Below are 12,566 nucleotides of genomic sequence, written 5' to 3'. Positions count from 1 at the left end.
GAGGCGGCATGGACTTCACATTCAAGGAAGAACAACAACAATTCGCCGATGCGCTGCGTCGCTGGGTCGACAAGGATTACACCTTCGAGGTGCGCAGGAGGATCATTCATTCGGAGTCTGGCGTCTCGGACCAGGCCTGGGCCACGCTGGCGGAATTGGGGATGCTGGCGCTTCCGGTACCCGAGGAGCAGGGCGGTTTCAACGGCAGCGCGGTCGATATGATGGTTGTGATGCAGGAACTGGGGCGCGGCCTGGTGGTCGAACCGTACTTCGTCACCGTGCTCGGCGCCCAGTTTCTCAAACTGGCCGGAGGCCAGGAAGCTTTGCTGGAGCGTGTTGCCGCCGGCCAGCTGAAACTGGCGTGCGCGCTGGGTGAGCAGCAAGCGCGCCACGCGTTGAACGACGTGCTGGCGACGGACGGTTCCGGTGCCGGCCGGGCTTCCAGCCGCGTTTCCAGCCTCGTTTCCAGCCACATTTCCGGCCGCAAGACGGTCGTCCTGCACGGCGGCCAGGCGGGCGCCTTCATTGTTTCCGCACGCAGCAGCGGTGCCCAGCGCGATACCGACGGTATTTCGCTGTATGTGGTGCCGTCCGACTCAACCGGCGTGCAGGTCACCGACTACCGGACCATCGACGGCCAGCGTGCCGCAACGGTTGAATTCAACGAGGCTCATGGCACGCTTCTCGGCGAGCAGGGCAAAGGCTGGACACTGCTTGAGGCAGGCGCCGACTACGGCGCGACGCTTCTCTGCGCGGAAGCCATTGGCGCCATGGATGCCATCTTCGCCGCAACCCTCGAATACCTGAAGACCCGCCAGCAGTTCGGCGCGCCGATCGGAAAGTTCCAGGCGCTTCAGCATCGCATGGCCGACATGTTCATTCACCTCGAGCAGGCACGTTCGATGGCCATGCTGGCTGCGGTCAAGGTTGCGTCGAGCGACGACGGGGAGCGGCGCCGCGTGGTTTCCGCCGCCAAGGCGCGGGTCGGCCAGGCTGCGCGCTTCGTTGGCCAGCAGGCGGTACAGCTGCATGGGGGCATGGGCGTGACGGACGAACTGCCGGTCGCCCATTATTTCAAACGACTGGCGATGATCGAGATCACGTTGGGCGATGCGGATCACCACCTGGAGCGCTTTATCGCGCAGGCGGGATTCAAGGAGGCAGCTTGATGGCGCGCCTGGTGCGTAACGTAGCAGAACTGGAAGCCTTGGTCGGCCAGGAAGTCGGTGTATCCGCCTGGGTTGATATCACGCAGGAGCGGGTAAACACGTTCGGCGCCTCGACCAACGACGAACAGTGGATCCACACCGATCCGGCACGCGCTGCCGCCGAATCGCCCTACGGCGGCACGGTGGCCCATGGCTTCCTGACCCTGTCCCTGCTGCCAGGGCTGTTGCAGGACGCGGTCTTCATGGAAGACATGCGCATGGGCGTGAACTACGGCCTGGACAAGGTGCGCTTTCCGGCGCCGGTGCCGGTCGGCAGCCGTGTGCGTGGCCACGTGGTCTTGCGCAGCATCGCTGCGGTGGCCGGCGGCCACCAGTTGGCCTGGGAAGTGACAGTCGAATGCGAGGGCAGCGAAAAGCCCGCCTGCGTGGCGCAGTTCCTGATGCGCCGCTACACCTGATCGCAACCCTCAACGCAGAATCGGTTGCGGCCATCGTTCTTGGCCCGGTATAGGGCGTCGTCGGCGCAGCGTACCAGGGTTTCCGGGGCGCCGCCCTGGTCCGGCATGAGCGTGGCCACGCCAAGGCTCACGGTCACGGTATCGCCGGCCGAGGACATGCGGTGCGGGATGGCCAGGTCGCGCACGCTGGCCAGGATGCGTTCTGCCACCGTCGCCGCACCCGGCGCGTCGACCTGCGGCAGCAGGATGACGAACTCCTCTCCGCCATAGCGCGCCAACAGGTCCGGCGACCGCCCGCCGCATTGCAGCATGGTGCTGGCTACTTGCTTCAGGCAGGCATCGCCGGCCTGGTGGCCGTAGGCGTCGTTGTAGAGCTTGAAATGGTCGATGTCGATCATGATGACCGACAGCGGAGTTCCCGAACGCGCGCAGCGCCGCCATTCGTTCTGGATCGCTTCATTGAAGCTGCGCCGGTTGGCAACGCCGGTCAAGGCATCGGTCAGCGACATTTCGCGCATGGCGTCGGATTGGCGCTTCAGGGTGAGGTGTGTGCGGACGCGGGCGCGCACCACGGCCACATTGAACGGCTTGGTGATGAAATCGACCGCACCCGCTTCCAGCGCCCGCGTTTCGTCCTCGGGCGTAGTCAGCGCGGTGACAAAAATGATTGGGATATCGCGCACATCCGATGAGGCACGCAGGGCGGCGCAGACTTCGTAGCCGTCCATGCCCGGCATGACGGCGTCCAGCAGGATCAGGTCGGGCTGGTGCTGGTGCGCCAACTCCAGCGCTTTCTCCCCATTCATGGCAAACAAGACTTCATGCTCCCCACCCAGCACGTGGTTGAGGATCTGGATATTCTCCATGGCGTCATCGACAATCAGCAGGCGCCCATTGCGCGCCTGGTCGGTCCATGTCATGCGGTTTCCTCCCGTTTCATGATTTCCTGCAGCCGTTGTTCGGCGTCGGTGAAGTCGAGTGTTTCAATGGCATTGGCCAGGCCGGGCAGCAGGTCGGGACAGCGTTGCTCAAGGGCCGGGCCGAGGGCCTTGAAAGCGGCCAGCGCGCGCATATTGCTGTTCCTGAGCAGCATCTGCAGGTCGCCCAGGGCTTGCGGCAGGTTGGAAACCGCGGCGCTGCCGGCGGCCGCAGGCACCGGGACCGGGAGCTCGCGCGCGGCGTTGATCACCACCGCGAGCGCCTGTTCCAGCGACAGCAGCAGGGCGGCCGCGGAGCTGTCCTGGCCCTCGGCGACGGCCGCTTCCGCCTGCGCGCTGAGGCGTGCCACGTCGGTTGCGCCCAGGTTGGCTGCCACGCCTTTCAGCCGGTGCAGCACGCGTGTGGCGGCATAGCGCTTGTCCTGCGCCAGGCAGTCGCGCACTTCCCGCACGGCGTCGCCCTGCGAATTTTCGAAGCGTTTGAGCAGTCCGGCAAAAGCGGCATAGTTGCCTGCCACGCGACGCAGCGCGGCCTCCAGGTCGATGCCCGGCACCATGGCCGGACACCCGTCGCTGCGCTGTTCGCCGCGCGCCAGGCCTTGCTGGCTGGTGCTGGCCAGCTCGGGATGCAGCGGCGCGAGACGGGTCAGCGTGGCGATCATTTCGTCGACGTCGATCGGCTTGGCAATATGCGCGTCCACTCCCGCCTCGATAGCGCGCAGGCGGTCTTCCGGCATGACATTGGCGGTCATGGCGATGATGGGCAAGCTGCGCAGGCCCATGGAGCGGATCGATTCGGTGGCGCGGTAGCCGTCCATGACAGGCATCTGCAGGTCCATCAGCACGGCATCGAAGCGCTGCGGGTCGTCGCGCAGCATGTCCAGCGCAATCTCACCGTTGGATGCCACTTCCACCAGCGCGCCGCAGGCCAGCAGGATATAGCGGGCCATCTCCTGGTTGATCTCATTGTCTTCCACCAGCAGCACGTGCATGCCGGCCAGGCTGCCGGAAAGGGCGGCGTGGCTGCTGCGCTGCTCCGGCTGGTTGGCGCCGGTGAGGGCGGCCAGGGACGCATCGCGCAGGCGCGATGGCGTGAATGGCTTGGCCAGCACGGCGTCGATCTGCAGGCTGTCGGCCAATTGCTGCAGGTCGTCGCTGGAGCGTTCCGACGCCATCATGACGACCTTGGGTACCGGCAGGTTCTCGTCGCGCGCCTGCACCAGCATGGCGATGCCGTCGGTGGCGGGCATCGCGCTGTCCAGGACCAGCAGGTCATAGCGGCGCTCGCGCAGGGCTTGCAAGCCCTCGAGCGCATTGGAGACGGCGCTGGTGGTCCATTGCAGCGCCTTGCCGGTGCGCTGCAGCACCTGGCGCACGGTGGCGTTATCGTCGACCACCAGCACGGTCAGCCCGCGCAGGCTGGCCGGCGCTTCCTGCGCTCCGCCGCCGGCAATGCGCTGCAGCGGGCAGGTAAAGCGAAAGGTCGAGCCGCGGCCCAGCGAGCTCTCCACCGTGATCACGCCGCCCATCAGGTCGGACAGGCGGCGCGCGATGGCCAGCCCCAGTCCCGTGCCGCCATAGCGGCGGCTGGTGCTGCTGTCGCCTTGCGAGAAAGCGTCGAACATATGGTGCTGCTGTTCGGCCGGAATGCCGATCCCGGTGTCGCGTACGGTGAATTCCAGTGTCAGGGAATTGGCGCTGCCGGCCGCCTCGCGAACGGCCAGCACGACTTCGCCGCGCTCGGTGAACTTGATGGCATTGCTCAGGAGGTTGAGCAGCACCTGCTGCAGGCGCATCGCATCGCCTACCATGTCGGCCGGCAGTGTGGGAGCGATGTCGAACACCGGTTCCACGCCCTTGTCCCAGGCGCCGTTGGCGACCAGCACGGCGGTCCCGGCCAGCATTTGCTCAAGGTTGAAGCGCGTTTGTTCGAGCTGGAGCTGGCCGGCCTCGATCTTGGAGAAGTCCAGTACATCGTTGACCACGCCAAGCAGGCTTTGCGTCGCAAGCTGGATCTTGCTGACATAGCTGCGTTCGCGCCGCTCCAGCGGCGCTTCTTCCAGCAAACGCGCCAGCCCGGTGATGGCATTCATCGGGGTGCGGATCTCATGGCTCATGTTGGCCACGAATTCGCTCTTGGCACGGCTGGCGGCTTCGGCGCGGTCGCGTGCCCGCATCAGTTGTTCATTCAGCTCCTGCAATTTCAATTCGCCGCGCTTAAGTTCAGTAACATCCGAGCCTAGGGCATAAAAGCCGCGTACGGCGCCCGATTCGCCACGGTCGGGAATGAAATTGATCCAGGTATAGCGCGGCTCGCCGGACGGCAGTTCCAGCTCGCGCAGGAAGTGCTGCGGGCTGCCGTTCAGCACGGCATTGATGTGCGGCCGGATCTGGTCCAGCAGGGCGGCCGGCAGCACGTGTTCGATCGGTTCGCCCATGGCTTGTTCCAGCGTCTTGCCAAACCAGGCCAGGAAGTACTTGTTGGCGAAATGGCAGCGTAATTGCGCGTCCCAGTACGCCACCAGCCCTGGCAGGTTTTCCGTCACCGTATGCAGGAAGTTGGTGCTGCGGGCCAGGCTGAGGGAGGTTTGCTGCAACGCTTCGTCGGCGCGCTTGCGGTCCGTGATGTCGAGCGAAATGCCCAGCAGGTGGGTGGCAATGCCCCGTTCGTCGCGCAGCGCCACCTTGCGGGTGGTCAGGTAGCGCATTTCCCCGGCGCCGATACGTACCGCTTCTTCGGCGATCTCCATTTCCTGCTCGGATGCCAGCACCTTGCGATCCGCCGCCTGGAAGGCAGCCGCCTGCTCGGGCGGGAAGAAATCGCGATCGCTTTTGCCGAGCAGGTCTTCGCGCGGTCGGCCGAGCAGCAGTTCGCCTTGACGGTTGAGCAGTTCGAAGCGCAGGTGCTGGGCGTCCTTGACGAATACCATGGCCGGCATGTTCTCCAGCACCGATTTGATCAGGGCCTTGGATTGGCGCAGGGCTGCTTCCGTGTCCTTCTGCTGGGTGATATCCATCAGCACGGTGGTAATCCCGACCATCGCGCCGTCGGCGCCGAAGACAGGGTAATACCCGGTGATGAAGTGGCTGCTGCGGCCGGGCTTGGCCGCAGTGCTACCGGTGATTTCGGTGTTGGACACCGCCTCGCCGGAGGCCAGCACCCGGCGGTAGGCCTGGTTCACCTGTGCCGCCAGGTCGCGGTCGCTGATCACTTCATCGAAGCGGCGCCCGATATGGTCGTTGACCGCCAAGCCGTTCATCGAGGCCAGGTAGTCGTTGATCATCAGGATGCGCAAGCGGGTATCGACAAAACTCAGGCCGACCGGCGCGGTGGCGTAGATCGTTTCCAGCAGGGCGTTGGAATTTTCCAGTTGCTGGGTACGTTCTTCGACCACGCGCTCCAGGTCCTGCCGGTGACGGGTCAGGTCGCGATCGAGGCGGAGCAGGGTGTCGCCGATCTGCCGCGCCTCCTGGAAGGACACGCGCGGTGCGACGATAGGCGCGCCGCTGGCCAGGGCTTGGGCCGGCGCGTGTAGCGCTTCGATCGAGCTTGCGATGCGGCGTGCGGCCAAAGCCGCCGCGGCAAAGCCGGCCAATATCAGTGCCGCCAGCAAGGCCGTCAGCCCGAAAGCCAAGCCATCGAATGCGACCAGCGCACCTGGCGCCGGAGCGGCAACGGACACACTCCATGGGCTGTCGGCGCCGCGCAGGTAGCCGACCTGCAGCGGCAGGCCATGCAAGGCATCGGCCGCAGCTTGCCCGCTTGCCCGGCCATCGTCGTGGCTGCGCGCCACCACATTCCCGTTGGGCGCCAGCACGGCGATCACGGCGCCCGATGGCAGCTGCATCTCCTCGGCGACCTTGTCCAGCGCATCGGCCGGCAGCAGCACACTGAGGGCGGCGGGCTTGCCCGGGCGCTGGACCGGCACGTCGACTGCCAGGTGGGCCGGCTCCTTGCCGTTCGCGCGCAACAGGCTGACGGCGGATCGCGCGTTGGGCGCGAACTTGATGCGGGCCGCGTTGGCGGCGCGGTCGATGGGCATGGCATTGCCGGCAATGAGCTGCGCTGCGCCGCTATCCGTGAAAACGACGTGCGACTGGTAGGGCAAGGTCGATGGCAGGGCGCCGGTAGCCTGGCTGCGCAGTGCCACCAGGTCGCCGTTGCGGGCACTGGGGCCGCTAGCCAGTGAAATGGCGGCCGCTTCCGCTGCCAGCAACTGGCGGTCCAGGATGGCCGCCGTCGCGCGCGCAATGCGCTGGAGTTGCAACTCCGCGCGGCCCAGGTCGCGCTGCTGGAAGTACACCAGCAGCAGGGCCACCGCCAGTAGCGTAGGCGCGGCGCAGGCCGCAGCCAGCAGCGCGATCTGCGACCGCAACGGCGGCAAGGGCTTGCTCGATTCGTCCTGCACGGCACATCCTTTCGGAAGAGTGACTGCAGGATGATGATAGCTTAGCTTGTCGTAGACGAGAAGCGCGCAATTTCCAGTTTGGCAATGGCGTTGCGATGCACTTCGTCCGGGCCGTCGGCCAGGCGCAGGGTGCGGTTGCCGGCCCACTGGTAGGCCAGCGGGAAATCGTCCGACACACCGGCCGCCCCGTGGGCCTGGATGGCCCAATCCAGCACCTGTTGCGCGACGTTGGGCGCCAACACCTTGATCATGGCGATTTCGGACTGGGCCACCTTGTTGCCGGCCGTGTCCATCATATAGGCCGCTTTCAGGGTTAGCAGCCGCGCGGTGTCGATCCTGATGCGCGATTCGGCGATGCGTTCGCGCCACACGCCCTGGTCGGACAGCCGCTTGCCAAATGCAATCCTCGACGTCAGGCGTTGCACCATCAGTTCCAGCGCGCGCTCGGCGACGCCGATGGCGCGCATGCAGTGGTGGATACGGCCCGGACCCAGGCGGCCCTGGGCGATTTCGAAGCCGCGGCCTTCGCCCAGCAGGATGTTCGAGGCCGGCACGCGCACGTTTTCGAACACCATTTCGCAATGCCCGTGCGGCGCGTCGTCATAGCCGAACACCGGCAAAGGACGCAACACAGTCAGGCCCGGCGTGTCGGCCGGCACCAGGATCATCGACTGCTGCGCATGGCGCGGCGCGTCGAAATCGGTTTTGCCCATGGTGATGTAGACCTGGCAGCGCGGATCGCCGGCGCCGGAAATCCACCATTTGCGGCCGTTGATCACATACTGCTCGCCATCGCGTTCGATGCGGGTTTCGATATTGGTCGCATCGGACGAGGCCACCGCCGGTTCGGTCATGGCGAAGGCGGAGCGGATCTCGCCGCGCAGCAGCGGTTCGAGCCAGCGTTGCTTGTGTTCTTCCGTGCCGTAGCGCTCCAGCGTTTCCATATTGCCGGTGTCGGGGGCCGAGCAGTTGAACACCTCTGCCGCCCAGGACACGCGGCCCATGATCTCGCACAGCGGCGCGTAATCGAGGTTGGACAAGCCTTCCGGCGCGCGGCTGGAACGGGGCAGGAACAGGTTCCACAGACCCTCATCGCGGGCCAGCGGCTTGAGGCGCTCGATCAGCTCGGTGGGCATCCAGCGGTTGCCTTGTTCGCGGCCGTTGCGGTCCACCTCCTGGTGGAAAGCTTGTTCGTTCGGGTAGATATGCTGGTCCATGAAGGCCAGCAGGCGCGCCTGCAATTGCTTGGTGCGCGGGGAATAGTCGAAGTCCATGCCGGTTCCTTAATCGATTGCCTTGCCCTGGGCGTAAGCCCAACCCATGGTTGCCATCGGGCGCGCCAGTTTGCCGGATTCCAGCGCCTGCGCGCTGGCAGCGGTGCCGTCCACGTAGCGTTTCATGATGCCCTGCATGATGCTGGCCAGGCGGAACATATTGAAGGCCAGGTAGAAGTTGAAGTCCTCCAGGCGGATCGCCTTGCCGGTGCGCTCGGCGTAGCGCGCAATGTATTCGCGCTGCGATGGAATGCCCAGCGCCTTCAGGTCCAGGCCGGCGATGCCGCGGAATTTTCCCGGCTCGATGTGCCAGCTCATGCAGTGGTAGCTGAAGTCCGCAAACGGGTGCCCCAGCGTGGACAGCTCCCAGTCCAATACCGCCAGGATGCGCGGCTCGGTCGGATGGAAGATCATGTTGTCCAGGCGATAGTCGCCGTGCACGATGGCGGTGTCTTCACCAGGCGGGATATTGGCCGGCAGCCAGGCGATCAGCTGGTCCATCGCTTCAATGGTCTCGGTTTCCGATGCCTTGTATTGCCTGGTCCAGCGCTCGATCTGGCGCTGGAAGTAGTTGCCCGGCTTGCCGTAATCGCCAAGCCCGATGGCGTTGTAGTCGATGGTGTGCAGCTGCGCAATGACGCGATTCAGTTCGTCGTAGATCGCCGCGCGTTCGGATGGGATCATGCCAGGCAGGGCCTGGTCCCACAGCACGCGGCCTTCGACGAATTGCATCACGTAGAAGGCACGGCCGATCACGTCTTCGTCCATGCACAGGCAATATTGGCGCGCGGCCGGGAAGCCGGCCTTGTGCAGCGCATCCATCACGCGGAATTCACGTTCGATCGCATGGGCGGAGGGCAGCAGCTTGGCAGCCGGCGCGGGCTTGGTGCGCAACACATAGTCCTGGCCGCCGATCGACAGCTTGAAGGTGGGATTCGATTGGCCGCCCTTGAATTGCTCGACCTTCAATTCGCCTTGCGGATAGCCTGCCACGTTCCGGCGCAGGTATGCGTCCAGTGCGGCGCTATCGAAACGGTGGCGCTCCGACACTTCCTTGGTGCCCATGAATTCTTCGAACATATTGCCTCCTTTCGAACGATCGTACTATTTTTGTGGGCGGGAAGGCAAGCGCGATTTGGCGTATTCGTTGAACAGCTGTTCCATCGTCGTGCTGCGGGTCGCGCTGTGCAGGGGCGCGGCCGGGGCGTAGTTCGAAAAGCGCACGATCCAGTCGTGTCGCGCCTGGCCCACGTCCAGCGCATTGATGCAGCCGGCGGCCTGCGACAGGTTGCCGAGGAACAGGCGCTGGCCGCCGGTCAGGGCGTAGGACAGGATGGCGCGATTGACGCCGCCGTGCAGCACCAGCAGCACCGTGTCCCAGCTTTCGTCGGCAAGCAGCCTGGCGATGGCGGGGTGGATGCGGTCCATCAGTTCCCCCACCGACTCGCCGCCCAGGAAGCGGCGCTGTTCCGGCACCACGCCTTCGAAGGCGCCGGTGAAGGCTTCGCGCAACTGGTCGTCCGGGATGCCGGACAGCTTGCCGCCCCGGATTTCGGCCAGCTCGGGCCAGGATTCAAGCTCGATCTGCTGCCCGGTTTGGGCCAGCACGCGCAGCGCGGTTTCAACGGTGCGCGGCAGGCCGGAGACGATGACCCGGTCGAACCGGATGCCATCGGCGGCAAAGGCCTGGCCGGCGGCGGCGGCCTGCGCACGGCCCGCTTCGTTCAGGGGCACGGTTTCCGGCAGATGGGGTTTGCCGGCTTCGTCGAAGTATGTGACGCTGCCATGCCGCATCAGGAAGACGCGGCGCCGTTCAGGGTTTGCTGTCATAGGCTTTCAGAAGAAGATTGCGAGGCGCGTAATGATGGTTCCGTTATTAGTATAAGGCCCAGTCGCGCGCACGTTGCCGGAATCGGGTTTGCCATCATCCAGCTTGGCGTCGATCTGCTCCGCGAAGGTGTCCGGCAGGTTGTCGAAGCGGATGCCGTTGCCGCCCCGGCCGCCCACTACGTCGTTGTAGATGTACACGGCGCCGCCCTGGGCGCTGGTCATGAAGTCCGTGGTGCCGTTGTAGGAACCGGTGATCAGTCCGGCCATGGCCAGGTGCTGCGGCGCCAGCTGGTACTCCGTGATCTGGCCGTCGCCATTGCCGTTGCCGGCCGCTCCGGGGACGTGGGTGCTGGCCAGGACATCGTCGCCGGGCAGGGCGCGGAAACGGTCCTGGTAGGCGTTGACGGCGGCCTGCAAGGCGGTGGCCTGCTGGATGATGCTTTTCACCTTGGCGCTGTCGATCAGGGCCTGTCCTTTCAGCACGCCCCCGAGCAGCAGGCCGATGATGACCAGGACGATGGCGATTTCAACGAGGGTAAAGCCGCGGTGTCTCATGGCGCTCTCCTTGGTTTGCATGTCACGGCAGCCTTTGGGCTGCGAGCATTCGGTTGAACAGGATATTGGGCGACAACCAGACCACGATGTCGTCGTAGGCGCCGCCCGCGGCGGCCGGGTTGTCGGCCCGGTCGCGCGCAATGAACATGCGGCCGTCCGCCTGGAAGTTGGTCTTTTCGTCGACATTCGCCTGGCCCATGTCGGCGGCCTGCACCCCGGCGTCGCTGAACGCGCCGAAGCCGTTGCGCCCTTGCGACAGCACAACGGCCGGGATGTCGTTTTCGGCGCTGGCAGGCACCAGCGCGCCGCCGGCATCGCGGCTGGCGATGGTGATGTCGCGCGGTGTGCTGAGGCGGAAGGGCACGCCACTGTCGCTGAAGGCCGGGGTGACGCTGTACACGTAGAGATGCTGCCAGGCGTCGAGTTTGGGCAGGCCCAGGGTGGCCCATGGCAGGAAGCCGAGGCGGCGTTCATTGCCGCAGCGGGTCCCGCTGCGGTCCTCCAGGCCGTTCCAGGCGGAGATCGCGGGGCAGGGCAGGTAGCCGTTGCGGGCGGCGAATCCTGCCAGCGCGTCGCGCGCCTCTTCCAGTGCCTTGGCCGTGTCGGCGGCCCGGCGCTGCTCCATCTGCGCCGACAGCGGTGCCAGCATACCGCCCAGCAGCAGCCCGACGATGACCAGCACAATCGCCATTTCAACCAGGGTGAAGGCTGCATGCTTTCTCATGGCAGGGTCTTGGCGGCGGCCATCCTTTCGTAGAGCGTGTTCAGCGGCACGATGACGAGCAGGTCGTCGAAAGCGCCGCCCGGGGCGTTCGATTCGGCGCTGCGCGGACGTTGCATGAAGTTGGCATCGGCCAGCAGGTTGCCCGTTTCGTCCTGGCTGTCCGCCGCGTCGCTGCGCCCGCGCGAGAGGACGATGGCTGGCGCGCATTGCGCGGCCAGCGAGCATGCTTCCTGGCCGGCGACGAAGAACAGGATGCCGTTCGCATCGCGCGACAGCACCCGTTTGCCGGCAATGAGCGCGGTCCGTGCCAGCGGCGCGACGGTAAAGCCAGGTGTTACGCTGTAACGCAATGGGTGACCCCAGTTGTCTAGCGCCGGCAGGCCCAGGTCCATCCAGGGCAGGAGCCCGGTGCAGTCGGCCTCTGTGGCGCAGGGTGTGGTGCGTTCGCGCCCGGACGGCTCGGCCGCCGCTGTGGGGCGCGGCAGGCGCCCGTGGGTCGCTGCAAAGCCGACCAGGGCCTCGCTGGCTTGCGCCAGCAGGGCATAGGTGCGTTGCTCGCGTGCCCGTTCCACGCCGCTGCCGCCGAACGCGGAGAGCAGGACTGCCGCCATCGCCACTGTGGCGATCAGCAGGAGCGTCAACAGCGCGGCGCCGCGCTGTCTAACGTGCCGCTTCATGCACTTCTCCAGTGGCCGGATCGTAGCGTTGGCCCGGCTTGAGGACCACCGAGCGGCCGTCGGCCTGCACGGTGACCGTGCCGCGCATCACGCCGCCGGGCGGCGCGGCTTGCGCCTCGCCGTTCAAGATGATCGTCGTCTGCCCAGTGCTGCGGCGGATAAAGCCTCCTAGCCGAAGTCCCTCCTTCGCCGCCGCCTCCGCCGCCTCCGCCTCCGCCCGGCCCCCGCCCACCGTGCCGCTCGCTGCCGGCGCTCCCGCCGGCGGACACCCCGGCGCTGCGCCGGGAGCACAGCCCGCCGAACCATCCATCCCCGGCGACTGCGCACCGCCGGTGCCGACAAGGCCCGGCACTGCGCCATGCGCACCAGCGCCCTGCGCCGCACTGCCGGCCGGCTGGGCCAGGTTACGCGCCGCATCGAGACGCGCCCGTTCGTCCTGGGTGGTGAACAGCCTCCCCATGCTGACGAAACCCTGCGCGCCAGCCTGGGACGCCAGCAGCAACAGCAGCGCTGGCAGGCTGCCCCTCACAGC

General features: G+C 66.1%; 11 protein-coding genes. 2 read left to right on the top strand and 9 right to left on the bottom strand.

The genetic code is table 11. The features are described 5' to 3' along the window. Nucleotides 1–8 precede the first annotated feature (8 nt). Nucleotides 9–1,169: an acyl-CoA dehydrogenase family protein gene (locus BM269_RS21960; RefSeq protein WP_090442146.1), complete on the top strand. Its 1,161-nt coding sequence runs from the start codon at nucleotides 9–11 to the stop codon at nucleotides 1,167–1,169. Further along, nucleotides 1,169–1,627: a MaoC family dehydratase gene (locus tag BM269_RS21955; RefSeq protein ID WP_170860456.1), complete on the top strand. Its 459-nt coding sequence runs from the start codon at nucleotides 1,169–1,171 to the stop codon at nucleotides 1,625–1,627. Before BM269_RS21960 ends, BM269_RS21955 begins: the two co-directional genes overlap by 1 nt. Here BM269_RS21955 and BM269_RS21950 read toward each other — a convergent pair. Genes BM269_RS21950 through BM269_RS29520 form a run of 9 tightly spaced genes read right to left on the bottom strand, consistent with a single transcriptional unit; the run spans nucleotide 1,618 to nucleotide 12,563 of the window. Then, nucleotides 1,618–2,547: a diguanylate cyclase domain-containing protein gene (locus BM269_RS21950; RefSeq protein WP_090442138.1), complete on the bottom strand. Its 930-nt coding sequence runs from the start codon at nucleotides 2,545–2,547 to the stop codon at nucleotides 1,618–1,620. The genes BM269_RS21955 and BM269_RS21950 overlap by 10 nt on opposite strands. Continuing rightward, nucleotides 2,544–6,974, bottom strand: a complete 4,431-nt coding sequence (locus BM269_RS21945; RefSeq protein WP_090442135.1) for a PAS domain-containing protein — start codon at nucleotides 6,972–6,974, stop codon at nucleotides 2,544–2,546. The genes BM269_RS21950 and BM269_RS21945 overlap by 4 nt, the downstream gene beginning before the upstream one ends. A gap of 41 nt (nucleotides 6,975–7,015) precedes the next feature. Continuing rightward, on the bottom strand, nucleotides 7,016–8,248 hold the full coding sequence (locus tag BM269_RS21940; RefSeq protein ID WP_090442131.1) for an acyl-CoA dehydrogenase family protein: 1,233 nt from the start codon (nucleotides 8,246–8,248) through the stop codon (nucleotides 7,016–7,018). 9 nt (nucleotides 8,249–8,257) lie between these two features. Continuing rightward, nucleotides 8,258–9,328, bottom strand: a complete 1,071-nt coding sequence (locus tag BM269_RS21935) for a phosphotransferase (protein WP_090442128.1) — start codon at nucleotides 9,326–9,328, stop codon at nucleotides 8,258–8,260. A 24-nt stretch (nucleotides 9,329–9,352) separates the two neighbouring features. Beyond that, a complete protein-coding gene (locus BM269_RS21930; RefSeq protein WP_229204741.1) occupies nucleotides 9,353–10,078 on the bottom strand; it encodes a histidine phosphatase family protein in 726 nt (241 codons plus the stop codon). Between the two features lie 6 nt (nucleotides 10,079–10,084). Further along, nucleotides 10,085–10,633: a prepilin-type N-terminal cleavage/methylation domain-containing protein gene (locus BM269_RS21925; RefSeq protein WP_229204740.1), complete on the bottom strand. Its 549-nt coding sequence runs from the start codon at nucleotides 10,631–10,633 to the stop codon at nucleotides 10,085–10,087. Between the two features lie 22 nt (nucleotides 10,634–10,655). Continuing rightward, complete coding sequence (locus tag BM269_RS21920; RefSeq protein ID WP_090442122.1) at nucleotides 10,656–11,357, bottom strand: type II secretion system protein; 702 nt, start codon at nucleotides 11,355–11,357, stop codon at nucleotides 10,656–10,658. After that, nucleotides 11,354–12,034 (bottom strand): hypothetical protein, encoded by a 681-nt coding sequence (locus tag BM269_RS21915; protein ID WP_090442119.1) that lies wholly within the window; start codon nucleotides 12,032–12,034, stop codon nucleotides 11,354–11,356. Before BM269_RS21915 ends, BM269_RS21920 begins: the two co-directional genes overlap by 4 nt. Beyond that, nucleotides 12,018–12,563: a hypothetical protein gene (locus BM269_RS29520; RefSeq protein WP_170860452.1), complete on the bottom strand. Its 546-nt coding sequence runs from the start codon at nucleotides 12,561–12,563 to the stop codon at nucleotides 12,018–12,020. Before BM269_RS29520 ends, BM269_RS21915 begins: the two co-directional genes overlap by 17 nt. Nucleotides 12,564–12,566 lie beyond the last annotated feature (3 nt).

This window comes from Duganella sp. CF458, assembly GCF_900113115.1.
GTDB lineage: Bacteria > Pseudomonadota > Gammaproteobacteria > Burkholderiales > Burkholderiaceae_D > Rugamonas.
Note: the sequence above shows the minus strand (reverse complement) of the source record. Positions and strands in the feature narration are given on the sequence as shown.

Excerpts from the sequence above, each read along its gene's own strand:
- BM269_RS21960 (WP_090442146.1), top strand. The coding sequence starts at position 9 with ATGGACTTCACATTCAAGGAAGAACAACAACAATTCGCCGATGCGCTG.
- BM269_RS21950 (WP_090442138.1), bottom strand. The coding sequence starts at position 2,547 with ATGACATGGACCGACCAGGCGCGCAATGGGCGCCTGCTGATTGTCGAT.
- BM269_RS21925 (WP_229204740.1), bottom strand. The coding sequence starts at position 10,633 with ATGAGACACCGCGGCTTTACCCTCGTTGAAATCGCCATCGTCCTGGTC.
- BM269_RS21940 (WP_090442131.1), bottom strand. The coding sequence starts at position 8,248 with ATGGACTTCGACTATTCCCCGCGCACCAAGCAATTGCAGGCGCGCCTG.
- BM269_RS21915 (WP_090442119.1), bottom strand. The coding sequence starts at position 12,034 with ATGAAGCGGCACGTTAGACAGCGCGGCGCCGCGCTGTTGACGCTCCTG.
- BM269_RS21930 (WP_229204741.1), bottom strand. The coding sequence starts at position 10,078 with ATGACAGCAAACCCTGAACGGCGCCGCGTCTTCCTGATGCGGCATGGC.
- BM269_RS21920 (WP_090442122.1), bottom strand. The coding sequence starts at position 11,357 with ATGAGAAAGCATGCAGCCTTCACCCTGGTTGAAATGGCGATTGTGCTG.
- BM269_RS21955 (WP_170860456.1), top strand. The coding sequence starts at position 1,169 with ATGGCGCGCCTGGTGCGTAACGTAGCAGAACTGGAAGCCTTGGTCGGC.
- BM269_RS21935 (WP_090442128.1), bottom strand. The coding sequence starts at position 9,328 with ATGTTCGAAGAATTCATGGGCACCAAGGAAGTGTCGGAGCGCCACCGT.